General features: G+C 72.7%; 25 protein-coding genes and 1 pseudogene. 16 read left to right on the top strand and 10 right to left on the bottom strand.

Annotated features, from left to right (window positions below):
- Positions 1 to 195 (top strand): annotated as a pseudogene (locus AB0J42_RS33630) (IS5/IS1182 family transposase); the annotation flags it as partial.
- A gap of 18 nt (positions 196 to 213) precedes the next feature.
- Here the strand turns inward: AB0J42_RS33630 and AB0J42_RS33625 are convergent.
- Together AB0J42_RS33625 and AB0J42_RS33620 are read right to left on the bottom strand one after the other, a co-directional pair.
- Complete coding sequence (locus AB0J42_RS33625) at positions 214 to 660, bottom strand: hypothetical protein (RefSeq protein WP_364301737.1); 447 nt, start codon at positions 658 to 660, stop codon at positions 214 to 216.
- Between the two features lie 45 nt (positions 661 to 705).
- Entirely contained in the window at positions 706 to 1,464 is a 759-nt protein-coding gene (locus AB0J42_RS33620; RefSeq protein ID WP_364301735.1) for an alpha/beta fold hydrolase, read from the bottom strand.
- Between the two features lie 148 nt (positions 1,465 to 1,612).
- Between AB0J42_RS33620 and AB0J42_RS33615 the strand changes: the two genes are divergently transcribed.
- Positions 1,613 to 2,320 (top strand): lysophospholipid acyltransferase family protein, encoded by a 708-nt coding sequence (locus tag AB0J42_RS33615; protein ID WP_364301733.1) that lies wholly within the window; start codon positions 1,613 to 1,615, stop codon positions 2,318 to 2,320.
- A gap of 9 nt (positions 2,321 to 2,329) precedes the next feature.
- Here the strand turns inward: AB0J42_RS33615 and mmuM are convergent, their stop codons facing one another.
- From mmuM to AB0J42_RS33600, 3 genes are all read right to left on the bottom strand, one after another.
- Complete coding sequence (gene mmuM, locus AB0J42_RS33610; RefSeq protein WP_364301741.1) at positions 2,330 to 3,187, bottom strand: homocysteine S-methyltransferase; 858 nt, start codon at positions 3,185 to 3,187, stop codon at positions 2,330 to 2,332.
- Between the two features lie 100 nt (positions 3,188 to 3,287).
- The gene (locus tag AB0J42_RS33605) at positions 3,288 to 5,564 is read right to left on the bottom strand and encodes a VIT domain-containing protein (RefSeq protein WP_364301731.1); all 2,277 of its coding nucleotides are present in this window, start codon (positions 5,562 to 5,564) and stop codon (positions 3,288 to 3,290) included.
- The gene (locus AB0J42_RS33600) at positions 5,561 to 6,508 is read right to left on the bottom strand and encodes a helix-turn-helix domain-containing protein (protein WP_364301729.1); all 948 of its coding nucleotides are present in this window, start codon (positions 6,506 to 6,508) and stop codon (positions 5,561 to 5,563) included. Before AB0J42_RS33600 ends, AB0J42_RS33605 begins: the two co-directional genes overlap by 4 nt.
- Positions 6,509 to 6,617: 109 nt before the next feature.
- Between AB0J42_RS33600 and AB0J42_RS33595 the strand changes: the two genes are divergently transcribed.
- Together AB0J42_RS33595 and AB0J42_RS33590 are read left to right on the top strand one after the other, a co-directional pair.
- A complete protein-coding gene (locus tag AB0J42_RS33595; protein WP_364301727.1) occupies positions 6,618 to 7,061 on the top strand; it encodes a DNA starvation/stationary phase protection protein in 444 nt (147 codons plus the stop codon).
- 143 nt (positions 7,062 to 7,204) lie between these two features.
- Positions 7,205 to 8,227, top strand: a complete 1,023-nt coding sequence (locus AB0J42_RS33590; protein WP_364301725.1) for an alkaline phosphatase PhoX — start codon at positions 7,205 to 7,207, stop codon at positions 8,225 to 8,227.
- Positions 8,228 to 8,231: 4 nt separating this feature from the next.
- On the opposite strand, the gene AB0J42_RS33585 is transcribed toward AB0J42_RS33590, so the two are convergent.
- Positions 8,232 to 9,155 carry a helix-turn-helix domain-containing GNAT family N-acetyltransferase gene (locus AB0J42_RS33585; RefSeq protein ID WP_364301723.1) on the bottom strand — a complete coding sequence of 308 codons (924 nt, stop codon included), beginning with the start codon at positions 9,153 to 9,155 and terminating at the stop codon, positions 8,232 to 8,234.
- A 30-nt stretch (positions 9,156 to 9,185) separates the two neighbouring features.
- Between AB0J42_RS33585 and AB0J42_RS33580 the strand changes: the two genes are divergently transcribed.
- Complete coding sequence (locus AB0J42_RS33580; RefSeq protein WP_364301721.1) at positions 9,186 to 10,097, top strand: beta-propeller fold lactonase family protein; 912 nt, start codon at positions 9,186 to 9,188, stop codon at positions 10,095 to 10,097.
- On the opposite strand, the gene AB0J42_RS33575 is transcribed toward AB0J42_RS33580, so the two are convergent.
- Positions 10,094 to 10,813, bottom strand: coding sequence for a Clp protease N-terminal domain-containing protein (locus tag AB0J42_RS33575; protein ID WP_364301719.1), 720 nt, complete (start codon positions 10,811 to 10,813; stop codon positions 10,094 to 10,096). The genes AB0J42_RS33580 and AB0J42_RS33575 overlap by 4 nt on opposite strands.
- 31 nt (positions 10,814 to 10,844) lie before the next feature.
- Positions 10,845 to 12,317, bottom strand: coding sequence for a glycerol kinase GlpK (gene glpK, locus AB0J42_RS33570; RefSeq protein ID WP_364301717.1), 1,473 nt, complete (start codon positions 12,315 to 12,317; stop codon positions 10,845 to 10,847).
- A gap of 116 nt (positions 12,318 to 12,433) precedes the next feature.
- Here glpK and AB0J42_RS33565 point away from each other — a divergent pair, with 116 nt between their 5' ends.
- Positions 12,434 to 13,459, top strand: a complete 1,026-nt coding sequence (locus AB0J42_RS33565; protein ID WP_364301715.1) for a 6-phosphofructokinase — start codon at positions 12,434 to 12,436, stop codon at positions 13,457 to 13,459.
- Positions 13,460 to 13,860: 401 nt separating this feature from the next.
- Positions 13,861 to 15,057 (top strand): tRNA uracil 4-sulfurtransferase ThiI, encoded by a 1,197-nt coding sequence (gene thiI / locus AB0J42_RS33560; protein ID WP_364301713.1) that lies wholly within the window; start codon positions 13,861 to 13,863, stop codon positions 15,055 to 15,057.
- A gap of 60 nt (positions 15,058 to 15,117) precedes the next feature.
- On the opposite strand, the gene aroF is transcribed toward thiI, so the two are convergent.
- Complete coding sequence (gene aroF, locus AB0J42_RS33555) at positions 15,118 to 16,149, bottom strand: 3-deoxy-7-phosphoheptulonate synthase (RefSeq protein WP_364301711.1); 1,032 nt, start codon at positions 16,147 to 16,149, stop codon at positions 15,118 to 15,120.
- 247 nt (positions 16,150 to 16,396) lie between these two features.
- On the opposite strand from aroF, the gene AB0J42_RS33550 reads away from it, so the two are divergent.
- From AB0J42_RS33550 to AB0J42_RS33540, 3 genes are all read left to right on the top strand, one after another.
- A complete protein-coding gene (locus tag AB0J42_RS33550) occupies positions 16,397 to 16,993 on the top strand; it encodes a molybdopterin-dependent oxidoreductase (protein ID WP_364301709.1) in 597 nt (198 codons plus the stop codon).
- Positions 16,994 to 17,042: 49 nt separating this feature from the next.
- The gene (locus tag AB0J42_RS33545; RefSeq protein WP_364301707.1) at positions 17,043 to 18,170 is read left to right on the top strand and encodes a histidine kinase; all 1,128 of its coding nucleotides are present in this window, start codon (positions 17,043 to 17,045) and stop codon (positions 18,168 to 18,170) included.
- Positions 18,171 to 18,235: 65 nt separating this feature from the next.
- Entirely contained in the window at positions 18,236 to 18,976 is a 741-nt protein-coding gene (locus tag AB0J42_RS33540) for a LytTR family DNA-binding domain-containing protein (protein WP_364301705.1), read from the top strand.
- A 517-nt stretch (positions 18,977 to 19,493) separates the two neighbouring features.
- Here the strand turns inward: AB0J42_RS33540 and AB0J42_RS33535 are convergent.
- The gene (locus AB0J42_RS33535; RefSeq protein WP_364301703.1) at positions 19,494 to 20,336 is read right to left on the bottom strand and encodes a deoxyribonuclease IV; all 843 of its coding nucleotides are present in this window, start codon (positions 20,334 to 20,336) and stop codon (positions 19,494 to 19,496) included.
- A 157-nt stretch (positions 20,337 to 20,493) separates the two neighbouring features.
- Here AB0J42_RS33535 and uraD point away from each other — a divergent pair, with 157 nt between their 5' ends.
- From uraD to AB0J42_RS33505, 6 genes are read left to right on the top strand one after another with little or no spacing between them, the layout of a single operon-like run.
- Positions 20,494 to 21,003 carry a 2-oxo-4-hydroxy-4-carboxy-5-ureidoimidazoline decarboxylase gene (gene uraD, locus AB0J42_RS33530; protein WP_364301701.1) on the top strand — a complete coding sequence of 170 codons (510 nt, stop codon included), beginning with the start codon at positions 20,494 to 20,496 and terminating at the stop codon, positions 21,001 to 21,003.
- Positions 21,000 to 21,299 (top strand): hydroxyisourate hydrolase, encoded by a 300-nt coding sequence (gene uraH / locus AB0J42_RS33525; protein WP_364301699.1) that lies wholly within the window; start codon positions 21,000 to 21,002, stop codon positions 21,297 to 21,299. Before uraD ends, uraH begins: the two co-directional genes overlap by 4 nt.
- Positions 21,300 to 22,166: a factor-independent urate hydroxylase gene (gene pucL, locus AB0J42_RS33520; RefSeq protein WP_364301697.1), complete on the top strand. Its 867-nt coding sequence runs from the start codon at positions 21,300 to 21,302 to the stop codon at positions 22,164 to 22,166.
- A 5-nt stretch (positions 22,167 to 22,171) separates the two neighbouring features.
- Positions 22,172 to 23,032 carry an FAD binding domain-containing protein gene (locus tag AB0J42_RS33515; protein WP_364301695.1) on the top strand — a complete coding sequence of 287 codons (861 nt, stop codon included), beginning with the start codon at positions 22,172 to 22,174 and terminating at the stop codon, positions 23,030 to 23,032.
- On the top strand, positions 23,032 to 23,502 hold the full coding sequence (locus AB0J42_RS33510) for a (2Fe-2S)-binding protein (protein ID WP_364301693.1): 471 nt from the start codon (positions 23,032 to 23,034) through the stop codon (positions 23,500 to 23,502). The genes AB0J42_RS33515 and AB0J42_RS33510 overlap by 1 nt, the downstream gene beginning before the upstream one ends.
- On the top strand, positions 23,499 to 24,893 hold the full coding sequence (locus tag AB0J42_RS33505; protein WP_364301690.1) for an 8-oxoguanine deaminase: 1,395 nt from the start codon (positions 23,499 to 23,501) through the stop codon (positions 24,891 to 24,893). Before AB0J42_RS33510 ends, AB0J42_RS33505 begins: the two co-directional genes overlap by 4 nt.
- The last annotated feature ends 39 nt before the right edge of the window (positions 24,894 to 24,932 follow it).

Here is a 24,932-nt window from a genome sequence, read left to right as displayed (position 1 = left end):
AAGCCGATCATCGCTCGCCGGGGCACCCCGCACGGCAGCGGCCTGGGCGTGCATCGCTACGTGGTCGAGCGGACGATCGCGCTGCTGCACTGGTTCCGCCGCCTACGCATACGCTGGGAGATTCGCGATGACATCCACGAGGCCTTCATGACGCTGGCCGCTGCCATCATCTGCTGGCGCCGCCTCGTTCGCTGATCATTCTGTTAGGAGTTCTTAAAGCCGGGCTCCGTCGTCCCAGCCCGAGTCGTTGGGCGGGCCGTCGCCCATACGCACCACCAGCGCCACGAACCCGCCGATGAACGCCGCCACCGCGGTGAACAGCACCCAGCCCTCCAGGTTCCAGCCGATCAGCGCGGCGAACAGGAGGTAGGCGGGGCCGCCGAACAGCGCCAGCCAGGCCAGCTTGGCCGGCAGGTCGAGCTTCGGCAGCGGGGGAGGCGGCGGCGGCACGTAGTGGCCCTCGTCGTCCTCCTCGCGGGCGTCGTCCTCGTGCTCGTCGTCCTCGGCGAACTCCTCCGGCGGCTTCACCACCCGCCGCGACGGCTCGACCGGCACGTTCTCGCTGTCCGGCCAGGGCTGATCCGCCGAGTCGCGCTCGGCGGTTTCGTTGAAGGACGCGACGATCTGCCGCCAGACCTCGTCCTCACTCTGGGGCGTCACCTAGATGGGCCTCTCCACGTGATCGCGACTTCCCCCTGGGTGCGATCAGTCCCTCTGCAAGGGTACCGAGGCATGGGTCCGGATGAAGTCGAGGCTCCCGGCAAAGATCCTGTCGGCATCGTTGTCCAGCGTCGCAACATGGTAACTATCGGCAAGCTCCTCGATCACGGCCTGCGGGACCTTCTCCCGGATGACGGCCACACTGGCGGGTTTCACCACGTGGTCCTCGGTGCTGTGGAACACCAGCAGCGGCTGCGTCACCCGGTCCAGGTCGGCCTGCACCAGTGACCAGAGCCCGGGCAGCGACGCGGCCGCCTTCACCGGCGTGCGAGTGTAGGCCAGCTCGGTGACCCCCGGCTTCTTCACGTCCCCGGCCACCCCGGGCACCGACGGGACGAACCACTTCAGCAGCGGCGCCAGCTTCAGCAGCCACACGTCGTTGGTGATCGACGGGTTGACCAGCACCAGGCCGCGCACCCCGTCGCCGTGCATCTCGGCCAGCCGCAGCGCCAGGCAGCCGCCCAGCGACAGCCCCCCGATGAACACCTCCTCGCAGCGGCCCCGCAGGTCCTCGAACGCCTTCTCCACCTCGGCGTACCAGTCCTGCCAGCGAGTGCGGTTCATCTCCTGCCAGGTGGTGCCGTGCCCGGGCTGCCGGGGCAGCGACACCGTGATCCCGTGCGCGGCCAGATACTCGGCCCACGGGCGCAGCGACTGCGGGCTGCCGGTGAAGCCGTGGCAGAGCAGCACGCCGACCGGACCTGCTCGGTGGTAATAGGGCTCGGCGCCTGGCATGAGCGGCATAACAGCTCCTCCACGCTTTTTCATCCCGGAACTGCCCGATCGTCGCACGATCCAGGGCATTTGTGCGAGAGGTGGTGTAGGAGCATCCATCGCGGGATGGGAAGATGACTACGCGTTGCCGACCGTCGCATGAGGAAGAGGTGGCCGGGTGTTCTACTGGGTGGTCAAGGCCATCTTGGGGCCGATCCTCCACATCGCCTTCCGCCCCACGGCAGAGGGCGTCGAGAACGTGCCCAGGGAGGGGCCGGCCATCCTCGCCGGCAACCACCTGTCGTTCGCCGACCATTTCTTCGGCCCGCTCCACCTGCCGCGCAAGGTCATCAGCCTGGGCAAGTCCGACTACTTCACCGGGCGCGGCGTCAAGGGCTTCTTCACCCGCCTGTTCTTCAGCGGTGTCGGCACCGTCCCCATCGACCGCTCCGGCGGCAAGGCCAGCGAGGCCGCGCTCCGCACCGGGCTGCGCGTGCTGAGCGAAGGCCACCTGCTCGGCATCTATCCCGAGGGCACCCGCTCGCCCGACGGCCGCCTCTACAAGGGCAAGACCGGCGTGGCGCGGCTCGCCCTGGAGTCGCGCGCGCCGGTCATCCCCTGGGCCATGGTCAACACCTTCGAGATGATGCCGCCCGGCCGGCCGCTGCCCAAGCTCGGCATCCGGCCCGTGGTGCGGTTCGGCAAGCCGCTCGACTTCTCCCGCTACTACGGCATGGAAGACGACCGCCTGGTGCTCCGCGCGGTGACCGACGAGATCATGTACGCGCTGATGGAGCTGTCGGGCCAGGAGTACGTCGACAAGTACGCCGCCAGCGCCAAGGTGGAGATGGAGCGCGCGGCCAGGGCCGCCGCCAAGGGCGAGTGACGGCGCACGTCAGGCCAGGTGGGCGCGGATCTGCCTGATGTGCTCGGGAGTGGTACGGCAGCAGCCGCCGATCAGCGAGGCCCCCGCCGCCTGCCACTCCTTGGCCGCCTGACCGTACTCGATCGGATCCGTCAGGCCGCGCCAGCGGCGGCTCGCGGCGTCCCACGTCTCACCGGAGTTCGGGTAGACGACCACGGGCAGGCCGCCGCGGAGCTCGCCGATGAGACCCGGGATGTGCCGCGGCGCGGTGCAGTTGACGCCTGCCGCCACCACCTGCGGGTTGCCCGAGAACAGCGCCGCGGCCTCCGCGATCGGGGTGCCGTCGCTGATGCGGGCCGAGTCGCGGCAGGAGAAACTTACCCATACCTTGACCGACGGCGTCTCGTCCAGCAGCCGGGCCAGCGCCCGCGCCTCCGCGAACGACGGGATCGTCTCGCAGGCCAGCAGGTCGGCCTCCGAGGCGGCCAGGAGCTCCCAGCGGGGCCGGTGCCAGGCCACCAGGCCGTCCTCGTCGAGGTCGTAGTCGCCGGTGTACTCGGCGCCGTTGGCGAGACAGGCGCCGTAGGGGCCGACCGAGGCGGCCACCAGCCCGCCGCCCGCCTCGTCGCGGGCCTGCGCGGCCACCTCCACCGACAGGCGGATCAGCCGCTCGGCCTCCCCCCGATCGAGACCCTTGCGCAGGAAGCCGGGGATGGACGCCTGGTAACTGGCCGTCGTCGCCACGTCGGCGCCGGCCGCGAAGTAGGCGGCGTGCGCCTCCCGGATCAGCGCGGGGTCCTCCAGCAGCAGCCGCGCCGACCAGAGCTCGCCGCCGAGATCGGCGCCGAGCCTTTCGAGCAGGGTGGCGAGCCCGCCGTCCAGAACCATCGTGGTCACGCGTCCAGGATATGACCCGTACGCGCGACCCGAGATCCCCGGTGACGTGCCCCCACGGCCTGCTCTCCGCGGGCCTGCCTGCGGACGGGCGTCAGGCTCGCTTCCAGAACGGGCGGCGCTGCCCGCCCCCTTCGCCGGGCCCGGAGCTGCCGGTCAGGGAGGTGAGCACCTCGACGGCCCGCCGCATGAGCGCGCCGAGGTCGGCGCCCGGCCGCCCGGCCTCCTCCAGCTCGCGCGCCAGCGCCGCCAGCTCGGTGTGCCCCCCGAGGTACGCCGAGAGCGTCGCCAGCCGGGACCCGAGATCGGCGAGATAGATGGCGTCCGGCGCGGGCAGCGCCTTCAGCCGGTCCAGCTCGGCCACGAGCTGCGGCTTGACCGTGTCCAGGCTCCGCATCGCGCGCGGCGCGGGCGCGGGCCGCGCGAACATCGGCCCCCGCGCCATCCGCGGCGCGGCCGCGTCCTCGCCGCCCAGCAGGGCCGCGAAGCCGCCCGCGGGCGCGATGCCGGTGAAGGTGTCAGGGGCGGGCGCGGGCGAGGACATCGCGGCGAGACCGAACGCCATCGGCGACGCCGGCTGCTCCCACCCGCTGGGCAGCTCCACCGGCTGGATCACCTGGTGCTCCGGCCCGCCCTCGGCCACCTGCCGGGTGTCGGCCGCGACGTAGGCGGTGAACCGGCAGAGCACCCCGTTGTCCAGCGAGACCCGGACGATCTCCTGCTCCAGCTCCCGCTCGCCCATCGCGTACCGGTCCTCCAGCTCGCGCAGGTGGGCCCGCGCCCAGACGGCGCGCAGAGCCGGGTTGTCCACGACGGCGCCGGTCACCCGCTCCTCCCACGGGGCGCCGGACGCCAGCCCGCGCACCGTGGCCGACGAACCGCCCCGGCATCGCCCGTACACCCGCAGCGGCACGCCCGGGAAGATCGAACCGAGGTGGGTGACCGTGCCGGGCTCCACGTCCAGCCCCTTCAGCGACAGGTCCGTCACCAGCGGCGCGCCGATCCGGCGGTGGATCTGGTCCATCGCCGCGTCCAGCCGGTCCTCGGACTCGACCAGCTCGCTCCGGCCCGCGCCCAGGCTCGCCAGCCTGCCCAGGAACCCGGCGTTCACCGCCCGGTCGATGCCGACCGTGTGGACCCGCATCGCCGACAGCGCGCCGCCGGTCAGCTCCAGGATCTGGTCCTCGTTGCCCACCTGCCCGTCGGTGACCAGCACCAGGACGCGTTCCCTGCCCTGCTCGCCGTCCAGCAGCGCGATCGCCCGGCGCAGCGGCTCCAGCAGCTCGGTGCCGCCGCGGGCGTCCACCCTGGACAGGTGCTCGACGGCGCGGTAGCGGTTGCGGTCGGACCCCTCGGCCAGGCCCTCGAACGCCTCCTCCACCACCGAGTCGAACGCCAGCACCGCGAACCGGTCGCGCGGCGTCAGCGTGTCCACGATCCGGGCCGCCGCCCGGCGCGCGGCGACCATCTTCCAGCCCGTCATGCTGCCCGAACGGTCCAGCAGGAGTACGAGGTCGCGCGGCTGCCGGTCCGTCTCCAGCTCGGGCGGGACCACGAACAGGGCGAACGTGCCCGCCCCGTCGAACCGCAGGGACGTGGAGGCGGCGAACGACAGCCGCAGGATGAAGTCCCGGTCCAGCCGCTCACCCGGGCGCAGCCGTACCGTGCCGTTCTCCTCCTCGACCACGTGCAGGCTGGAGGCCAGCTCGCGCAGCTCCAGCCCCGCCGCGTCGACGTCGGCCGACAGGGACAGCCGGACCGGGTTCGGGAAGCCCGGCAGCAGCACCGGCGGGGTGATGCGGGAGGCGTCCGGCACCGCCCCGGTGTCGGGCGCGGTGCCCGAACCGGCCGGCGGGCCGTCGATCGGCTCGCCCGGGATGTAGCGCGGCGCCACCACCAGCGGGAACCGGAACGTCGCCGCCCCGTCCTCGTACGGCAGCGGCTGGCTCATCGTCAGCCGGACCGTCACCCGCTCACCGGGCAGGATGTTGCCCACCCGGATGGTGAACACGTCCGGCCGGTCCTCCTCGGCGATCGCCGCCCGCCGCCCCTCGCGCAGCGCCCGGTCGTAGTCGGCGCGGGCCTGGCCGCGCTCCTTCAGCACGCCCTCGACGACCCGGTCGTCCGCCTCCATCCGGAACCCGGTGACGGCCGCCCGGTCGGGCAGCGGGAAGACGTAGGTGGCCTCCAGCGTGACGTCGTACGGGTTGCGGAAGCCCTGCGCCACCTCCACCCCGGCGATCAGGCCCGAGATCGCGGCGTGCACGTCGACGCTCTCCAGCGGCAGGTTGCCGCGCTCGGTCCGCAGCGCGCCCAGCCCCGCGTCGGGGTCGGGCACGCAGCGGGCGGGCTCGAGCGATGTGATCTTCATGTGAGTCCCCTCTGTTCGAGCACCGCGAGCAGCGGCGCCGCCGCCTCGAGTACTGCCCGCACGTCGTCTTCTCCGGGCGCCCGGCCCGTCCCGTCGAGCACCAGCACCGCGCCGTCCGCCAGCCGCACCCCGTGCACGGCGCCGGGCACCTTCTCTTGTACGGGCTCTTGTACGGGCCGGCCCGCCTCCTGCGCGGCCCGATCCGCCCAGAACCTTTCCCGGCCCGTCGCCTCCCCGTCCCCTGGGTTCCCCTTTACCTGTCCATCCCCAAGGTTTTCCGGTGCTGCTCCGTCCCTGAGGTCCGGCGGGGGAGCGGGCGGAACCGTGCCTTCACGGCGGCGGCCCGTCTTGAGACCGGAGCGCACCCCAGCACGCGTCACCCCGGAGACCTGCGGGGTGCCGGGGTCCGAAGCGTGTGTCGCCGGGCCGCAGGGTGCGGCGGGTTCCGGGATGTTCGGCGAGTCCGTTCCCGGGCCGTGCGGTGGGCCGTGGTCCGGGATGTCCGGCGAGTGCGTTCCCGAGTCGTACGGCGTGCCGCCGTCCGCGACGGGCAGGCGGTCCGTTCCCGTGTGCAGCGAGGTGCCGGGGTCCCCGATCTTCGGTGAACGTGGAGCAGGGGCGGCGGTCCGATGGCCGGGCAGGCCGACGGTGGCTTCGAGCGCGGCGTCGGTGGCGCCGGCGAGGGCGACCTGGATGCGGGCGATCGACATGCCCTGCGCCTGGAGCCGTTTGACGGCGACCAGCTGCAGCAGGTGGCGCCGTCCGTAGCGGGCGATCCGGCCGCGGCGGGTCAGCGGCGGGTCGACCAGCCCGATCGTGGTGTACCACCTGATGAGCCGCGCGCCCGGCACCTCGCGGACCCGGCCGTTGACGGGCTGCGCGTGGCCGCGCAGGGCGTCGGCCGCGCGCTCGGCGAGTTCGCCGATGGTCCAGGTGTCGCTCATACCTCGACGATGACAGTGTCAAAGTTACAGTGTCAAGGAATTGGGTACGACGAATGAAGGTTGGATTCACGGGGAGGAGGACACCATGGCTACAGTTACCGGCCCACTTATGGGTGATGCTAAGAACACGACCGCGACGGCCCTGCAAGGCGCCCTCGTGGACCTGATCGACCTGTCCCTGGTCGCCAAGCAGCTGCACTGGAACGTCATCGGGACGAACTTCCGCTCGGTCCACCTGCAGCTCGACGAGGTCGTCACGCTGGCCCGCACGTACACCGACACCATCGCCGAGCGCCTGTCCGCCCTCGGGGTGAACGCCGACGGCAGGTCCGCGACCGTCTCCAAGAACACCAAGCTCACGCAGCCGGAGTCCGGCTGGATCGAGTCGGGCAAGGTGGTCGCCACGATGACGGACATCCTCGGCGGCATCAGCGCGAGGATGCGCGAGCGCATGGACCTGACGGAGAAGTCCGACCAGGCGACTCAGGACATCATCATCTCGGTGATCCAGGACATCGAGAAGCAGCACTGGATGTTCCAGGCCATGAGCTGATGGGTGCGGCGACGAGCCCGGGAGCCCGGCGGCCCCGGGCTTTCGCATGCCCAGAGCAATTTGCGCACTGTTTGATCTCGGGAGTCCTCCCCATTCATGTCGGTGCGGTCCACTAGCGTGGCACCCAGAGGGAGGCCCCAACGATGTCCCGCAAGACTCTTGTCCGTACGGGCCCGCTCTGTGAGGGCGGCCCGAGCCCGTACGGCCCGATCGAGGAGCCGGGCGACGGCGGGCTGGTCCTGCCCGCCGGGTTCCGTGGCAGGGTGGTGGCCCGTTCCGGGAGCAGGGTGGCCGGGCTGACGTGGCACGCCGCGCCCGACGGGGGAGCGTGTTTCCCCGACGGCGACGGCTGGATCTACGTGTCCAACTCGGAGTTGTCGCTGCTCGGCGGCGCGGCCGCGATCCGGTTCCGGCCCGACGGCTCGATCGCCGACGCCTACCGCATCCTGTCCGGCACCGAGCTCAACCGGGCGGGCGGCGCCACGCCGTGGCACACCTGGCTGTCGTGCGAGCTCGGCCACCGGGGCCAGGTGTTCGAGTGCGACCCGTACGGCGCCCGCGCGGCGCGGCCCCGGCTGGCGATGGGCCGGTTCCGGCACGAGGCGGCGGCCTGCGACCCCGACCGGCAGGTCGTCTACCTGACGGAGGGCGAGCACGACGGCTGCTTCTACCGGTTCCGCCCGCACGACTGGGGCGACCTGACCGAGGGCACGCTCGAAGTGCTCTGCGACGGGGGCCGGTGGGAGCCGGTGCCGTGGCCGGCGGCGCTGCTCAAGGGCACCCGTCACCAGGTGCGGGGGGCGTGCAGGTTCGACCGCGCCGACGTCTGTCACTACGCCGGCGGCGTCTGCTTCTTCACCACGAGGGGCGACGGCGCGCTGTGGGCGTACGACGCGCAGACCTCGGCGCTGGAGCGGCTCTGCGACGGCGTGCGGGCGGTCACCGCCGCGCCCTCCGGCGATCTGTACGTGGCCAGGCGCACCACGAGGATCGACGTGATCACTCCTGATCGGGAGATGGTCCCGTTCCTCCGCCTGAGCGGCCATGCGGGAGCCGAGCTGACCGGGCTGGCCTTCGCGCCGTGCGGCGACCGGCTCTACTTCTCCGCCCGGCAGGGGTCGGCCGCGGGCCAGACGTTCGAGGTCGCCGGCCCGTTCCGCGGGTAAAGCGTCAGCCGGTGGTTGTGAGGTCGAGCGACCACATCTGCTCGGTGACCTCGATCCCGTTCTCCATGCCCTTCTCCTCGGAGTCGAGCCGGAACCCGGCGGCCTGGTAGATGCGGCGCGCGCTGGTCAGGCAGTCGCGCGTCCACAGCACGACCCGCTCGCGCCCGTCCGCCCTGGCGTGCCGCAGGCACTCGTCGACCAGCAGGCGGCCCAGGCCGAGGCCGCGCGCGAACGGCTCCACCAGCAGCATCCTGAGCTGTCCCGTGGTGTCGTCCTTGCGCACGTAGAAGACGCAGCCGGCGCGCCGCCCGTCGACCTCGGCGATCCAGCCGGTGTCGCGCGGCGGGTCGTAGTCGGCGGCGATGCGCGCCACGGTCTGCTCGAACTCCCTGCCCCAGCCGTACTCCTGGGAGTAGAGCGCGCCGTGCCGGTAGACCGCCCAGCTCAGGTCGCCGTCCCGGAGCGGCCTGATCAGGCAGGACCGGGGACCGGCGGGCGGGCCGAGCACGTCCCTGATCGCGCGCATGCCCGCGACCAGCCGGTCCCTGCCCTCCTCGGGCAGGCCGGCGAGCAGGCGCGCGACCTCTTCGGACGAGGTGCGGTCGAGCGCTCCGAACGCCTCCCGGCCCGCGGGGCTGAGCCGTACGACGTGCTTGCGGGCGTCGGTGGCCGAGCGTTCCCGGACGATCAGCCCGTCGTCTTCGAGCTTGGCCAGGACGCGGCTCAGGTAGCCCGCGTCCAGGTCGAGCAGCGCCCGCAGCTCGCCCGTCTCCATTGGCTCGGCGTGCGCGACCTCGTACAGCACCCGTCCTTCGGTGAGCGAGTAGGGGGACTGGTGCACACCCGCCTGCAGCACCCCGATGACCTTGGTGTAGAAGCGGTTGAAGGCGCGGACCTCCGAGATCGTTGCTTCCGTCAATGAACTCATTGCCCCAGTCAACCATGAGAGGATGACGGGGTGAAGAGGCACCTCTACGTAGGCGGCTACGGCCCCGGCATCATCGAGCCCGGCGGTGAGCTGACCCGCCTCGCCGCCCCGTCCTTCCTGGCGCGCCATCCCTCGCTGCCCGTGATCTACGCGGTGGGGGAGCTGGCCCAGGGCTGGATCACGGCCTTCGGCGCCGGGGGCGACCGGCTGTCGCCGTGGGACGAGCGCTCCAGCGGGGGCGACAGCCCCTGCCACGTGGCGGTCCACCCGTCCGGGGAGCTGCTCGCGGTGGCCAACTACGGCGACGGCACCGCCAGCCTGCACCGCCTCGACGCGCGCGGCGTCTTCGACGGCGACCCGATCGTGCTCCGCCACCGGGGCTCCGGGCCGCACCCCGAGCGCCAGCGCGGCCCGCACGCCCACCAGGCCGTCTTCCACGAGGACCTGCTGTACGTCTCCGACCTCGGCACCGACCAGATCCGCCGCTACACCCTGGAGGGGAAGGCGCTGGAGCCGATGGCGCTGCCGCCGGGCACCGGCCCGCGCCACTTCGCCTTCGCCGGCCCGGCCCTCTACGTGGCGGGCGAGCTCGACGGCACCGTCACCCGCTTCGCCCCCGGCGCGGCCCCGATCCGGGTGCGCGCCTCGACGTCCGTGACGGAGAACTTCCCCTCCCACCTGGAGCTCGCCGGCGAGCTGGTCTACGTGGCCAACCGCGGCCCCGACACCATCGCGGTGCTGCGGGCCGATGACCTGTCCCAGGTGGCGGAGGTGCCCTCGGGCGGCGCCTGGCCGCGCCACTTCGCCATCGACGGCGACCATCTGTACGTGGCGAACCAGAACTCGGGGACCGTGGCGGAGTTCGCGCTCGCCGGCGGCGTCCCCGAGCCGACGGGCGAGACGATCGAGGCCGAGAGCGCGGCCTGCGTGCTGCCCGCCTAGGCGGTCCCGCCGGTGATCTCCGCCAGCATCCGCTTGACCTGCTCCTCGGTGGCCTCCTTGGTGAGGCCGAGCCCGGTCAGCGCCTGCGCGGCCGGGTCCTCCTCCAGCGAGAGCAGGGCGAGCAGCAGGTGCTCGGTGCCGACGTAGTTGTGGCCGAGCCGCAGCGCCTCGCGGAGCGTCAGCTCCAGCACCTTCTTGGCCTGCGCGGAGAACGGCGTGGTCGCCGGCGCGGTGTCGCCGCCGGGGCCGAGCGCGCTCTCGGCCGCCTGCCGCACCTCGGCGAGCGGCGCCCCGAGCGCGACCATGGCCTTGGCCGCCAGCGCCTCGGGCTCGTGCAGCAGGCCGAGCACGAGGTGGCCGGGTTCGATGAGGCCGTGGCCGAGGCGGCGGGCCTCCTCCTGTGATTTGACGATGACCACCCGGGCGCGCGGGGTGTAGCGGGTGTAGGTGCTCAGGTCGTCGGCGAGCGAGCCCTCCTTGGGCACGAACCGCTTCTGCGCGGCCTGCTTGGAGACGCCCATGCTGCGGCCGATCTCGGTCCAGGACGCGCCGGAGCGGCGGGCCTTGTCGACGAAGTGGCCGATCAGGTGATCGGCCACCTCGCCCAGGTGCTCGCCCAGGGTGACCGCGTCGGACAGCTCGCCGAGCGGGTCGCCGTCGGGGTGGCGGCTCTTGATGGCCTCGATGAGGTCGTCGAGACGGACGGTGTGTTCCATGCGTCAACCATAGGTTGACGTGCAAGGCTCGTCAACCGGCGGTTGACGATCCACGCATGGCCAGCGCCACCGCCTCGCGCCAGCGGTCGTAGGCCGCGTCGTCGCGCTCGCCCGGCTCGAACCGCCGATCCAGCCGCCAGGTCTTGCGCAGCTCGTCCGGCGAGGCCCACACCCCGGCCCCCAGCCCGGCCAGGAACGCCGCGCCCAGCGCCGTCGTCTCCTGGATCACCGGCCGCTCCACCGGCGTGCCGAGCTGGTCGGCCTGGAACTGCATGAGCAGGTCGTTGCCGCTGGCCCCGCCGTCGGCCCGCAGCGCCGTCGGCCACCCGTCGGCGGAGGCCTCCACCACGTCGCGCACCTCGAACGCGATCGCCTCCAGCGTCGCCCGCACCAGATGGGCCCGGGTGGTGCCGCGGGTGAGGCCGGTGATCAGCCCGCGCGCGTCCGGATCCCAGTGCGGCGCGCCCAGCCCGGTCAGCGCGGGCACGAACACCACCCCGCCGCTGTCGGGCACCGTGCGCGCGATCGCCTCCGACTCCGCCGCCGTGCCGATCAGCCCCAGCCCGTCGCGCAGCCACTGCACCGCCGCGCCGGTCACGAACACCGACCCCTCCAGCGCGTAGGTGCGCTCGCCCGACGGCGCCTGCCAGGCCACCGTGGTCAGCAGCCCCGACTCCGACCGGACGATCTCCCCGCCGGTGTTGGTGAGGATGAACGAGCCCGTCCCGTAGGTGCACTTGACCTCGCCCACCGCGTAACAGGTCTGCCCGAACAGCGCCGCCTGCTGGTCGCCCGCCACCCCGCTGATCGGCAGGTCGAGACCGAGAAAGGCCTCCGGGTCCGTACGTCCGAGCTCCCCGAAGTTGGGCACCACCTCCGGCAGCGCCGCCTCCGGCACCCCGAACAGCTCGCACAGCTCCGGCTCCCACGTGCCGGACTCCAGCCCGTACAGCAGCGTGCGCGAGGCGTTGGACGGGTCGGTCACGTGGCGCGCGCCCGCCGTGAGCCGGGCGATCAGGTAGGAGTCGACCGTGCCCACGACCACCCGGCCCGAGGTGACGCCCTCCCACGCCCGCGGGTCGTGCTCGGCCAGCCAGGTGAGCTTGGATCCGGTGAAGTACGGGTCGAGCCGGAGCCCGGTCAGCTCCGACACCCGAGGTTCGTGCCCGGCCGAGCGCAGCCGCTCGCAGACGCCGGCGGTGCGGCGGTCCTGCCACACGATCGCCCGGCGCGGCGCGGCCAGCGTCCGGCGGTCCCAGAGCACGGCCGTCTCCCGCTGGTTGGTGATGCCGACGCAGGCGGGCGTCCCCCGCGTGCCGCGCAGGGCGGCGGCGCAGGCGCTGAGGGTGGCCTGCCAGATGTCCTCCGGGTTGTGCTCCACCCAGCCGGGCCGCGGGAAGTGCTGGGCGAACTCCTGGTAGCCCCGGGACTCGATCCGGCCGTCCTCGGTGACCACGAGCGCCGTGACTCCCGTCGTTCCCGCGTCGATGGCCAACACACTCACGAAATCGCCTCCTGAAGCGGGTTTCGGCCGCTACGCTCTGTTTGGTCTAGACCAATGCCCGCTAGGACGGGCACAATGCGATTCTGGTTGTGAAGCTCATCGGGAGGAAACCCGCCATGCGTATTGGAGTGCTCACCGGGGGCGGCGACTGCCCCGGCCTGAACGCCGTGATCAGGGCTGTCGTCCGCAAGGGGGTGAGCGTCTACGGTCACGAGTTCGTCGGCTTCCGGGCCGGCTGGCGCGGGCCGCTTGAGGGCGAGACGATGCCGCTGGACATCCAGGCCGTGCGGGGCATCCTGCCGCGCGGCGGCACGATCCTCGGCTCGTCCAGGACAAACCCGCTCAAGATCGACGGTGGCGTCGACCGCATCAAGGAGAACCTGGCGGCGTCCGGCGTCGACGCGCTGATCGCCATCGGCGGCGAGGACACGCTCGGCGTCGCCAAGCAGCTCTTCGACCGCGACGTCAAGGTCGTCGGCGTGCCCAAGACGATCGACAACGACCTGTCCGGCACCGACTACACCTTCGGCTTCGACACCGCCGTCAACATCGCCACCGAGGCCATCGACCGGCTCCACACCACCGCAGAGTCCCACCACCGGGCGCTCATCTGCGAGGTCATGGGCCGTCACGCCGGGTGGATCGCGCTGCACGCCGGCATGGCCGGCGGCGCCAACGTGATCCTCATCCCGGAGAAGCCGTTCGACATCGACCGCGTCTGCGAGTACGTCGAGTCGCGGTTCCGCACCCGCTTCTCGCCGATAATCGTCGTCGCCGAAGGCGCCCACCCGATCGAGGGGCAGATGCAGGTCCAGACCGGCGAGCTCGACGCGTTCGGCCACGTCCGGCTGGGCGGCATCGGCGAGACGCTGGCCAAGGAGATCGAGAAGCGCACTGGCAAGGAGGCCCGCACGACCGTGCTCGGCCACATCCAGCGCGGCGGCACGCCCTCCGCGTTCGACCGGGTGCTCGCCACCCGGTTCGGCCTGCACGCGATCGACGCGGTGCACGACGGCGACTACGGCAAGATGGTCGCGCTGCGCGGCACCGACATCGTCCGGGTCGGGCTCGACGAGGCCACGGCCGAGCTCAAGACGGTGCCGGTCGAGCGCTACGAGGAGGCCGAGGTCTTCTTCGGCTGATTGTTTCCGGGCTGTAAGCGGCCTGCAAGCGGGTCGCCGTAGCTTCTGGAGGTAGCGGGGTCACCTGCTACAACCCCTTCAGGGTACGGCTTGCGCCGCGGCGAGTCGGCGGCCCACCACGCGTCGCAAGCCGTACCCCGGAGATAGCTCAGCGCGGGGCGCGCCGGAGAGATCGACCTCCGGCGCGCCCTCGCCGCGTCTGGGGGAGCTCCGCTCCGGAGCCGGCCTCCCGTTCCCGCGCGGGCCGGGCGTACGAACAACGATTTCGTCTACAGCGGAAGCGCCGCGCGACCGTGAGAACGAGGGCGTTCGCGGCATTCCGGGGTGCTCGCCAGGACTAAACTCGATGCCCCGAGGCGTTCTTCCTACCGCGCGTCCCCTGTTTCCCCGGAGGTTCCACCATGACGATGTCGGCCCTGGGCGAGCCGTGCGTTCTGCTCAAGCTGGGCGAGATCGTCCTCAAGGGCAAGAACCGCGAGCTGTTCGAACGCCGCCTCATCGGCAACATCCGCAACGCGCTGAAGGACACCGGCCCCAAGGTCGACGTCCGCAGGCGTCACGGCGTCATCGCGATCTTCCTGCCCCAGGGCACCACCGCGGAGCAGGCGAACGCCGTCGCCGAGCGGGTCGCCGACGTGCCCGGCCTGACGTGGATCCACCCCGCCTGGCGGGTGGCCAAGGACGCCGACACCGTGCTCAAGGCGGGCCTGGAGCTGTTCGCCGAGCGCGAGGAGGTCAAGCGCAAGGCCAGGTTCGCGGTCCGCGCCCGCCGCCGCGACAAGCGCTTCCCGATGCGCTCCAACGAGCTGGAGCGGCTCGTCGGCGGCGCCATCAACGACGAGTACGGCCTGCCGGTCGACCTGAAGAACCCGGAGCTGACGCTCTTCATCGAGGTCGACAAGGACGAGGTGTTCGTCTTCACCGACGGGCTGCCCGGCCAGGGCGGGCTCCCGGTCGGCAGCAGCGGCCGGGCCCTGGTGCTCATGTCGGGCGGCATCGACTCGCCGGTGGCCGCCTACCGCATGATGCGGCGCGGCCTGCACGTCGACTTCCTCCACTTTTCGGGCATCCCGTTCACCACGTCCGAGTCGATCTACAAGGCCTACGCGCTGGTCCGCAGGCTCGACCGGTTCCAGGGCGGCTCGCGGCTCTGGGTGGTGCCGTTCGGCAAGGCCCAGCAGTCGATCCGCAACTCCGGCCAGGACCGGCTCGCCATGATCGCCCAGCGGCGGCTGATGCTCAAGACGGCCGAGGAGGTCGCCCACCGCATCAAGGCGGGCGCGCTGATCACCGGTGACGCGCTCGGCCAGGTGTCCTCCCAGACGCTGGCCAACATCACCGCCCAGGACCACGCGGTCGACCTGCCCATCCTGCGCCCGCTGGTGGGCTGGGACAAGACCGAGATCATGGCCGAGGCCCGGCGCATCGGCACGCTGGAGATCTCCGAGCTGCCTGACGAAGACTGCTGCTCGCTCCTCGCCCCGCGCCGCGCCGAGACCCGCGCCAAGATCGAGGACCTGAAGCAGATCGAGAAGCGCCTCGACGCCGAGGAGCTGGCAGTGCAGCTCGCCGACTCCCTCCAGGAGTACACCATCTGAGGCGGCGGGCTGAGGCGGCGGGCTGAGGCGGCGGGGCCCGCAGGCCCCGCCGCTCCCGCGTCAGACCGCCAGCGCGGCCGCCGCCGTCTTGCCCAGCAGCGGCGGGAAGTCGCGCATGACCTGGGCCAGCTCGCCCAGGTCGGCGTCGACCAGCGCCTGCGGCCCGTCACACAGCGCCTGCTCCGGCTTCGGGTGCACGTCGACGATCAGCCCGTCGGCGCCGGCCGCGATGGCCGCCCGGCTCAGCGGCAGCACCAGGTCGCGCCGGCCGCCCGAGTGGGACGGGTCCACGATCACCGGCAGGTGCGACAGCCGCTGCGCCACCGGCACCGCCGAGACGTCGAGCGTGTTGCGGGTGGCCGTCTCGAACGTCCGGATGCCCCGCTCGCAGAGCACCACGTCGAGGTTGCCGCGCTGCGCGATGTACTCGGCCGCCATCAGCCACTCCTCCATGGTGGCGCTCATGCCGCGCTTGAGCAGCACCGGCTTCCCGGCCGCGCCGACCGCCTGCAGCAGCCCGAAGTTCTGCGCGTTGCGGGTGCCGACCTGCAGCATGTCCACGTACGAGGCCACCAGCGGCACGTCGTGAGCCTCCACCACCTCGGCCACGACCGGCAGCCCGGTCTCCTCGCGCACGTCCGCCAGGATGCGCAGCCCCTGCTCACCCAGCCCCTGGAACGCGTAGGGCGAGGTGCGCGGCTTGTAGGCGCCGCCGCGCAGCAGCGTCGCCCCGGCGGCCTGCGCCATCCGGGCCGCCTCCAGCGTCTGCTCCGGCGTCTCCACCGCGCACGGCCCCGCGATCAGCGTCACCGTGCCGGGCCCGATCGGCACCCCGCCCACGTGCACCGTCGACCGCTCGGCGTGGTTCTCCCGGCTGACCAGTTTGTACGGGGACGAGATCCGCATCACGTCCCGTACTCCGGCCATGCCCCGCAGGCTGGCGGCGTCGAGCTGGGTCACGTCGCCCACCAGGCCGACGATCGTGCGCTGCACCCCCTTGCTCACGAACGCCTCCACCCCGGCCGACTGCACGACGTCGACGATGCCGGAGACCTCGTCGGAGGTGGCCTCCGGGCCCATGACGATGACCATCTGTACTCCCTTGGAAATGCAGAAGGCCCCGGGTCCTGTAGTGGACCCGGGGCCTTCGTGCTCGCCTGTGCCTGCTAGCGCAGCGCCAGATGGCGAACGGTCCGACCGATGGGTCCGTCGCCATACCAAAACAGGAACGCGGTGCGCATAGTGCGCTCATAGTACCCCACACCGACCCGCTGCCAGGCCACGAGGCCGCCGGTGGGAGGATGGCTCAAGACCGCGTTCGGCGAGGGGAGCAGTAATCGTGGAGGAGACGCGCCTGCCGCCAGGCCAGTACGTCCCTCGCGGCCTGCCTGTGATCCACTACGGCCGGGTGCCTCCGTTCAAACCCGGATCCTGGGACCTGAAGGTGTTCGGCGCCACCGCCTCGGGCGAGGAGCACGCCTTCGGCTGGGACGACTTCACCCGCCTGCCCCGGGTGACCCGCGTCGCCGACTTCCACTGCGTCACCAAGTTCTCCGTCCCCGGCCTGCACTGGGACGGCGTCCCGCCGTCCGCCCTGGTGGACGCCGCGCCGCCCGGCCCCGGCGTGCGGCACGTGATGGTCTGGGCCGAGTACGGCTACAGCGCCAACCTGCGCTGGTCCGACTTCACCGCCCCCGGCACCCTGCTCGCCACCCACCTCGACGGGGAGCCGCTCTCCCCGGACCACGGCGCCCCGGTCCGCCTCGTCGTCCCCCACCTGTACGGGTGGAAGAGCGTCAAATGGGTGCGCGCGATCGAATACCTCCTGGAGGACCGGCGCGGCTTCTGGGAGGACCGCGGCTACCACAACGTGGCCGACCCGTGGCGCGAGCAGCGCTACTCCTATCAGGAGGAGCCGGGCGAGGGCCCGCCCTGAGTGCGGGTTTCCGCACGCCAGAGGGCGGATGTTGGCTAAGTTTGCCCGCATGCTGACCACCGCGTGCGTGGTGCTCCCCTGTCTGGCCTTCGTCCTCGGCTACGCCTTTGCCCGGCGCCGGGCCGTGCCGGAACGCCCGCGAGACCGGGAGGCGGCCTTCACCACGCTGCACCTCGCCGCCCTGGCGGCCCCCGCGCTGCGGGCCGGGCTCAACCGGGACTCCGCGCGCAAGGCCGTGCGCCACCTGCACGCCCTGCTCGGCACGTACGCGGTCGCGATCACCTCCACCGAGGCCGCGCTGGCCTGGGACGGCCCCTGCACCGACGAGGTCCTCACCTACGCCAGGTCGGCGCTCGCCTCGGGGCGGGCGCAGGTGTTCGCGGCGGAGCCGTACGGTGCGGTGGTGGCGCCGCTCACCGTCGACGGCAGGGTCGTCGGCACGCTGGCGGCCTTCGACGACGAGGTCAGCGCGGGCCTGGTCCGCATGGTCGGCCAGGTGGCGGGCTGGATGTCGGGCCAGCTGGAGCTGGCCGAGCTGGACTCGTCCCGGCGGCGCGCGCTGGAGGCCGACATGCGGGCGCTGCGCGCGCAGATCTCGCCGCACTTCGTGCACAACGCGCTGACCACCATCGCCTCGTTCGTCCGTACCGACCCGGCGCGCGCCCGCGGGCTGCTGCTCGACTTCGCGGACTTCGCCCGGTACGCGCTGCGCCGCAAGCACGACTTCACCACCCTCGCCGACGAGCTCACCTGCGTCGACCGCTACCTGCTGCTGGAACGTGCCAGGTTCGGAGACAAGCTGCGGTTCAGCCTGCAGGTGGCGCCCGAGGTGATGTCCGTGCCCGTCCCGTTCCTGTGCCTGCAGCCGCTGGTCGAGAACGCGATCAAGCACGGCATGCGGGGCCGCGCCGGCGAGGTCCGGGTGGTCGCCCGCGACGCCGGTCCCGAGGCGCACATCACGGTCGAGGACGACGGCGCGGGGATGGACCCGGAGCGTGCCCGGCGCCTCCTCGACGACGAGCCGGGCCGCGAGGGCACCGGCATCGGCCTGGCCAACGTGGACCTGCGGTTGCGCCAGATCTACGGCGACGGCTACGGGCTGGTGGTCGAGACCGCGCTGGGCGCGGGCACGAAGGTGCGGCTGCGGGTGCCCAAGGCTCAGTTGACCTCTCTGTGATGCAACTGTGACTCAATGTGTTCCTGGGCCTTGTGAGCTCGGCGTTTCTGGTGCAGCGTAGTGACATGCTTCGTGTTCTGGTCGTCGACGACGAGGTGCCCGCGCTGGAGGAGCTGGCTTACCTGCTGCGCCGGGACGGCCGCATCGAACACGTGCTGACCGCCTCCGACGGGGTCGCGGCGCTCAAGGACATGGTCCAGATGGTGTCCGCCGGCGAGCGGCTGGATGCGGTCTTCCTCGACATCGGCATGCCCGGCCTCGACGGCCTCGACCTGGCCCGGCTGGTCGGCGGATTCCCCAGCCCGCCGAAGCTGGTGTTCGTCACCGCCCACGACGAGTGCGCGGTGCAGGCGTTCGAGCTGGAGGCCGTCGACTACGTGCTCAAGCCCGTCAGGGCGGAGCGGCTGGCGGAGGCGGTGCGCCGGTTGGAGGTCGCCTCCTCGGCGCCCCCGGAGCCCGGGCAGGACGACGTGATCGCGGTCGAGCTGGCCGGCCGCACCCGGTTCGTGCCGCAGCAGTCGGTCCGCTTCGCCGAGGCGCAGGGCGACTACGTGCGCCTGCACACCGTCGACGGCAGCTACCTCGTCCGCATGTCGCTGGCGGCGCTGGAGCGCCGCTGGGCGGACGCCGGGTTCATCCGGGTCCACCGCAGCACGCTGGTCTCCAGCCGCCATGTGAGCGAGCTCCGCCTGGAGGGCGGCCGGGTCACCCTCACTGTCGGCACCGAGACGCTGCAGGTCAGCCGGAGGCACAGCAGGCAGGTGCGCGAGCAGCTGGTCCGCCAGCACCGCGGCGCCCTGTCCTGACGTCCGCCCGCCGATAGGCGGGCGTGAAACGCGTTCGCCGCACACCCGCCCGCCGGTCCGCCACGCGCCTGGCAGAGATCGCGAATTCCCAGGTCACACGGCCTCGCGCGGCCTCGGGCCGGTCCGGCGTGGAAGCCCAGGGGAGACCTCCGGCGCGCGCGGATCGACCGCTCGTCGCGCCCCGATGACCGCTCGTCGTACGAATACGCTCCGTACATCGACGGCTACGCACCGTTCAGCGAGCTGCCGGGCAAGAGGGTGTCCCCGGGTAGATCGCGACCGTAATGTTGCGGCAACGGAAGCCACCCGGCGCATCCGGGGGGACGGGCTCCAGGGCTCGCCGCATGCGCCGGACTCCACGGTGACCTCACCGGTCACCACGGTCGCCGGGCCCCTGACCGGGGGGTTGGGCTCGGCGGCCGGGCACGTGCAGGGGCGCCCGCCGGGGCCGCGGCAGACCGCGATCCGGCCACTACGGGGGCGGCCGGATCCCGCCGGCGGGCGCCCCTCGCACGGATCACTCCTCGTCGCGCAGCCGCTTCAGAAGCGCGATGTCCTCACGGTGCTTGTCGGCCTTGCCGGGCGTCTCGATGCAGAGCGGCACCCCCGCCGCCGCCGGATGACGCATCAGCTCGGCGAACGCGCGGGCGCCGATGTGGCCCGCGCCGATGTTCTCGTGACGGTCCTTCTTCGACCCGCACACGTCCTTGGAGTCGTTGGCGTGGATGAGCCTGAGCCGGCCCGGCGCGATCTTGTGGAGCAGGTCGAGCGTGTCGCGGACCCCGTCGTCGGCGGCCAGGTCGTGACCGGCGGCGAAGGCGTGACAGGTGTCGAAGCAGACGCCGGCCCGCGGATGCCACTCCAGCGCCTCCAGGTAGGGCTCCAGGTCCTCGACCCGGGCGCAGAGCATCGCCCCCTGCCCCGCCATCGGCTCCAGCAGCAGGTCGGGGCCGCCGTCGGGGATCTCGTCGAGCAGCGGCAGCAGGTGCTCGCGGACCTGGCGCATCGCGTCGTCGCGCGGCTGCGACACCGCCGACCCGGTGTGGACCACGACGCCCTTGGCCGCGATGTCGGCGCCGCGCCGCAGCGTGTGGCGGACCACCTCCACCGAACTGGCCAGCGTCTCCGGGTTCGGCGAGCCGAAGTTGGCCAGGTAGGGGACGTGGATGTAGGTCTCGACGCCGGACTCGGCCAGCAGCTTGTCCTGGTCGGGCTTGCCGGGGGTGAGCGCCCAGCCGCGCGGGTTGGTGACGAACACCTGGATCATCTCGGCGCCGATGTCGGCCATGTAGGCGAGACCGCCCTTGGCCAGGCCGCCGGCGACGGACACGTGGCCGCCGATGAGAGAGCGTGGGGTCATGGTGGCCCCCAGTCTAGAGCCACCGGGTGTCCGCCCAGGTCACGGCAGCGGAGCCGCGGCGGCTTGGAGCATGACACGAAAACACTTGGCCAACCCGGGGGCCGGTTCGGAGCTTGCGCGGGTGGACCGGGCGCGGCCGCCTGTGTGTACTCGTCTCATGCCGCACACGCCCGGCGGCCTGGCCGCCTTCAACGCCTGCGACCGGGAGGACGCGGAGAAGGAGCTGCTCTCCTGCTGCGCCTCCCGCGCCTTCGCCGGGGCCGTCGCCGCGGGCCGCCCCTACCCGGACCTGGACCGGCTGGCCGACGCCGCCGGGCGGGCCGTACAGGAGCTGAGCTGGGCCGAGGTGCTGGAGGCGCTCGGCGCGCACCCGCGCATCGGCGAGTGCCCGGACGGCGCCTCGCGCGAGGCCGCCTGGTCCCGCCGCGAGCAGGCCTGCGTCGAGGACGGGCTGCGCGCGGCCCTGGCCGAGGGCAACCGCGCCTACGAGGACCGGTTCGGCCACGTCTACCTGATCTGCGCCACCGGCCTGACCGGCGCCGAGATGCTCCGGCGGCTCCGCGAGCGCCTCGGCCACGACGACGAGACCGAGCGCCGCACCGTACGCGAGGAACTCGCCGAGATCACCCGGCTCCGGGTGGCCAAGCTGCTGGAGGGCGGCCGATGAGCTTCTCGACGCACGTGCTCGACGCGACCACCGGCCGGCCCGCCGCCGGGATGCGGGTACGGCTGGAGCACGAGGGCCGCGTCGTGGCCGAGGGGGTCACCGACGCCGACGGCCGGATCGGCGGCTGGCAGCCCGGGGCCGGCACGCACCGGGTCGTCTTCGACACCGGCGCCTACCTGGCCGACACCTTCTACCCCGAGGTGGTCATCACCTTCACCGTGGCCGACCCGGGCGACCACTACCACGTGCCCCTGCTGCTCAGCCCGTACGCGTACTCGACCTATCGAGGGAGCTAGATGGCGATCGTGCTCGGACCCAACCGCTACGGCAAGGCGGAGACCAGGCTGGTGCGGGTCGTCAGGGACGGCGACGTCCACCACGTCAAGGACCTGAACGTCAGCACCGCGCTGTCCGGCGCCATGCGGGAGGCCCACCTCACCGGCGACAACGCCGCCGTGCTGCCCACCGACAGCCAGAAGAACACCGTGTACGCGTTCGCCCGCGAGCACGGCGTCGCCCAGATCGAGGACTTCGCCCTGCTGCTGGCCCGCCACTTCACCGGTACGCACGACACCATCCACCACGCCCGGGTCGCGATCGAGGAGTACGCCTGGGACCGGATCGGCGGCACCGGCCACTCCTTCGCCAGGAACGGCGGCGAGGTCCGCACCTGCGTGGCGCACCACGACCGCGACGGCCGGGCGAGCGTGGTCTCCGGGCTGACCGGCCTGGTGGTGATGAAGACGACGGGCTCGGAGTTCCACGGCTTCGCCACCGACCCGTACACCACGCTGAAGCCCACCACCGACCGCGTCCTCGCCACCGCCGTGGACGCCCGCTGGCGGCACACCGGGACGAGCGCCGACTTCGGCGCCTCCTACGCGCTCGTCCGCGACGCCCTGCTGGAGGCGTTCGCCGGCACGCACAGCCTGTCGCTGCAGCAGACCCTGTACGCGATGGGGGAGCGGGCGCTGGCCGCCTGCCCGGACGTCTGCGAGATCAGGCTCGCGCTGCCGAACCGGCACCACTTCCTCGTCGACCTGTCCCCGTTCGGGCTGGACAACCCCGACGAGGTCTATTACGCCGCCGACCGTCCGTACGGCCTCATCGAGGGTACGGTCACCCGCGACGACGCACCCGACGCCGGATTCGCCTGGGAGTGAGAGCGATGGACTTCCTGCGCCCCGCCACGTGGGCCGAGGCCCTGGCCGTCAAGGCGGACCGGCCGGACGCGCTGCCCGTCCAGGGCGGCACCGACGTCATGGTGGAGATCAACTTCTCGGTGCGCCGCCCGCCCGCGCTGCTCGACCTCACCGCCGTGCCCGAGCTGGCCACCTGGTCCCTGGACGGCGGCCGGTATCGGATCGGCGCCGCCGTCCCGTACAGCACGATCATCACCGAGCTCGGCGGCGCGCTGCCCGGGCTCGCGCAGGCCGCGCGGACGGTCGGCTCGCCGCAGATCCGCAACCGCGGCTCGGTCGGCGGGAACCTCGGCGCGGCCTCGCCCGCCGGCGACAGCCACCCGCCGCTGCTCGCCGCCGGGGCGGCCGTGGAGGTGGAGTCGCGCGACCGCGGCGCCCGGATGATCCCCGCCGAGGAGTTCTACCTGGGCGTCAAGCGGTCCGCGCTGCTGCCGGACGAGCTGATCAAGGCCGTGCACGTCGCGCCCGCGGCCGGGCCGCAGTACTTCGCCAAGGTCGGCACCCGCAACGCCATGGTGATCGCCGTCTGCTCGTTCGCGGTCGCGCTCCACCCGGAGGAGCGGCGCGTCGGCACCGGTATCGGCTCGGCCGCGCCCACCCCGCGCCGGGCGCCGGAGGCCGAGGAGTTCCTGGCCGCCGAGCTCGACTGGTCGGCGCCGCTCCGCCCGGAGCTGCTGGCCCGCTTCGGCGAGCTCTGCGCCGCCGCCACCGCGCCCATCGACGACGTGCGCGGCACCGCCGGCTACCGCCGGCACGCCATCGCCGTGCTGGCCCGCCGCACGCTCACCTGGGCGTGGCACGACCACCTGGAGAGGAGGGCGGCCTGATGAGGGTGACGTTCACGGTCAACGGCCGCGAGGAGACGGCCGAGGACGTGTGGGAGGGAGAGAGCCTGCTGTACGTGCTGCGCGAACGGCTGGGGCTGCCCGGCTCCAAGAACGCCTGCGAGCAGGGCGAGTGCGGCTCCTGCACGGTCTACCTGGACGACGTGCCGGTCTGCGCCTGCCTGGTCGCCGCCGGGCAGGTCCAGGGCCGCCGGGTGCGGACCGTCGAAGGCCTCGCCGAGCAGGGGCTGGACCCGGTCCAGGAGGCGTTCGTGGAGGCGGGCGCGGTGCAGTGCGGCTTCTGCACGCCCGGCCTCGTCGTGCAGGCGCACGACCTGCTCCGGCGGGTCGAACGGCCGTCCGACGCGGAGATCCGCGAGGCGCTGGCCGGGAACCTGTGCCGGTGCACCGGCTACGAGAAGATCCTGGACGCTGTCCGGCTGGCGGCCGAGCGCAAGGCGGCGGCCCGGTGAGGCTGCTCATCGAGAACGCCCACATCGCGCCCGTCGCCGGGCCGGAGATCGAACGCGGCTGGATCCTCGTCGACGGCGACCGGATCACCGCGCTCGGCCCCATGGACCGCGCCCCGGACGCCGCCGGCGCGACCCGGATCGACGCCACCGGCTGCCTGGCCACCCCCGGCCTGGTCAACACCCACCACCACCTCTACCAGTGGGCCTCCCAGGGGCTCGCCCAGAACGCCACCCTGTTCGAGTGGCTGGTCGCGCTCTACCAGGTGTGGGCCGCCATGGACGCCGAGGTGGCCGGGGGCGCCGCCATGGCCGGGCTCGGCTACTTGGCGCTGTCCGGCTGCACCACCTCCAGCGACCACCACTACGTCTTCCCCAAGGGCCGCGGCGACCTGCTCGCCGCCGAGATCGAGGCCGCCCGCGCGCTGGGCATCCGCTTCCACCCGGCGCGCGGCTCCATGGACCGCGGCCAGTCGGCGGGCGGGCTGCCGCCGGACGTGGTCGTGGAGGAGCTGGACGAGATCCTCGCCGCCACCGCCGACGCCGTGGACGCCTACCACGACCCGTCCCCGTCCTCGATGCTGCGGATCGCCGTCGCCCCCTGCTCGCCGTTCTCCGTCAGCGGCGAACTGATGACCGAGGCCGCCCGGCTCGCCCGCGACAAGGGCGTGCGGCTCCACACCCACCTGGCCGAGACACTCGACGAGGAGGAGCACTGCCTGGCCCAGCTCGGCATGCGCCCGGTCGACTACATGGACAAGCTCGGCTGGCTCGGCCCCGACGTGTGGGTGGCACACGCCGTCCACCTCAGCGACGCCGACATCGCCAAGCTCGCCGCCACCGGCACCGGCGCCGCCCACTGCCCGTCGTCCAACGGCCGGCTCGGCGCCGGCATCGCCCGCGTGTCGGAGATGCTGCGGCGCGGCGCCAACGTCGGGCTCGGCGTCGACGGCAGCGCCTCGTCGGAGCTGACCGGCCTGGCCGGGGAGATGCGCCAGGCCCTGCTCTTCCAGCGCGCCCGCTACGGCCCCGCCGCGCTCACCGCCCGGCAGGCGCTGGAGATCGCCACCCTCGGCGGCGCCCGCAACCTGGGCCGCCAGGACGACCTCGGCACCCTGGAACCCGGCAAGCTCGCCGACCTGGCGCTCTGGCGGGTCGACGGGCCGTTCACGGCCGCGGTGACCGACCCGGTCTGCGCGCTCGTCTTCGGCCCGCAGCCGCCGCTGGCCCGGCTGCTGGTGGGCGGGCGCACCCTGGTCGAGGACGGCGAGCTGCGCACCGTACCGCATGACGCCGCCGGGCGGGCCGGCGCCGACGCGCACCGCCGCCTGCTGCGGGCGGCCCGGGAACGGGGCTTCGCCGCCTCGCGTGAGCTGCCGGACACGCGGATGTGATGATGGGTGGATCTCGCCGCCATGCCGTCCCAGACAGGA

Origin of the sequence: Nonomuraea sp. NPDC049649 (assembly GCF_040675175.1) — a bacterium.
Classification (GTDB): domain Bacteria; phylum Actinomycetota; class Actinomycetes; order Streptosporangiales; family Streptosporangiaceae; genus Nonomuraea.
The sequence above is the reverse complement of the archived record's forward strand: the minus strand, read 5'-3'. Positions and strand labels throughout refer to the sequence as shown.

Excerpts from the sequence above, each read along its gene's own strand:
- AB0J42_RS33620 (WP_364301735.1), bottom strand. The coding sequence starts at position 1,464 with ATGCCGCTCATGCCAGGCGCCGAGCCCTATTACCACCGAGCAGGTCCG.
- mmuM (WP_364301741.1), bottom strand. The coding sequence starts at position 3,187 with ATGGTTCTGGACGGCGGGCTCGCCACCCTGCTCGAAAGGCTCGGCGCC.
- AB0J42_RS33605 (WP_364301731.1), bottom strand. The coding sequence starts at position 5,564 with ATGAAGATCACATCGCTCGAGCCCGCCCGCTGCGTGCCCGACCCCGAC.
- AB0J42_RS33600 (WP_364301729.1), bottom strand. The coding sequence starts at position 6,508 with ATGAGCGACACCTGGACCATCGGCGAACTCGCCGAGCGCGCGGCCGAC.
- AB0J42_RS33595 (WP_364301727.1), top strand. The coding sequence starts at position 6,618 with ATGGGTGATGCTAAGAACACGACCGCGACGGCCCTGCAAGGCGCCCTC.
- AB0J42_RS33590 (WP_364301725.1), top strand. The coding sequence starts at position 7,205 with ATGTCCCGCAAGACTCTTGTCCGTACGGGCCCGCTCTGTGAGGGCGGC.
- AB0J42_RS33585 (WP_364301723.1), bottom strand. The coding sequence starts at position 9,155 with ATGAGTTCATTGACGGAAGCAACGATCTCGGAGGTCCGCGCCTTCAAC.
- AB0J42_RS33575 (WP_364301719.1), bottom strand. The coding sequence starts at position 10,813 with ATGGAACACACCGTCCGTCTCGACGACCTCATCGAGGCCATCAAGAGC.
- AB0J42_RS33565 (WP_364301715.1), top strand. The coding sequence starts at position 12,434 with ATGCGTATTGGAGTGCTCACCGGGGGCGGCGACTGCCCCGGCCTGAAC.
- thiI (WP_364301713.1), top strand. The coding sequence starts at position 13,861 with ATGACGATGTCGGCCCTGGGCGAGCCGTGCGTTCTGCTCAAGCTGGGC.
- aroF (WP_364301711.1), bottom strand. The coding sequence starts at position 16,149 with ATGGTCATCGTCATGGGCCCGGAGGCCACCTCCGACGAGGTCTCCGGC.
- AB0J42_RS33545 (WP_364301707.1), top strand. The coding sequence starts at position 17,043 with ATGCTGACCACCGCGTGCGTGGTGCTCCCCTGTCTGGCCTTCGTCCTC.
- AB0J42_RS33540 (WP_364301705.1), top strand. The coding sequence starts at position 18,236 with ATGCTTCGTGTTCTGGTCGTCGACGACGAGGTGCCCGCGCTGGAGGAG.
- AB0J42_RS33535 (WP_364301703.1), bottom strand. The coding sequence starts at position 20,336 with ATGACCCCACGCTCTCTCATCGGCGGCCACGTGTCCGTCGCCGGCGGC.
- uraD (WP_364301701.1), top strand. The coding sequence starts at position 20,494 with ATGCCGCACACGCCCGGCGGCCTGGCCGCCTTCAACGCCTGCGACCGG.
- uraH (WP_364301699.1), top strand. The coding sequence starts at position 21,000 with ATGAGCTTCTCGACGCACGTGCTCGACGCGACCACCGGCCGGCCCGCC.
- pucL (WP_364301697.1), top strand. The coding sequence starts at position 21,300 with ATGGCGATCGTGCTCGGACCCAACCGCTACGGCAAGGCGGAGACCAGG.
- AB0J42_RS33515 (WP_364301695.1), top strand. The coding sequence starts at position 22,172 with ATGGACTTCCTGCGCCCCGCCACGTGGGCCGAGGCCCTGGCCGTCAAG.
- AB0J42_RS33510 (WP_364301693.1), top strand. The coding sequence starts at position 23,032 with ATGAGGGTGACGTTCACGGTCAACGGCCGCGAGGAGACGGCCGAGGAC.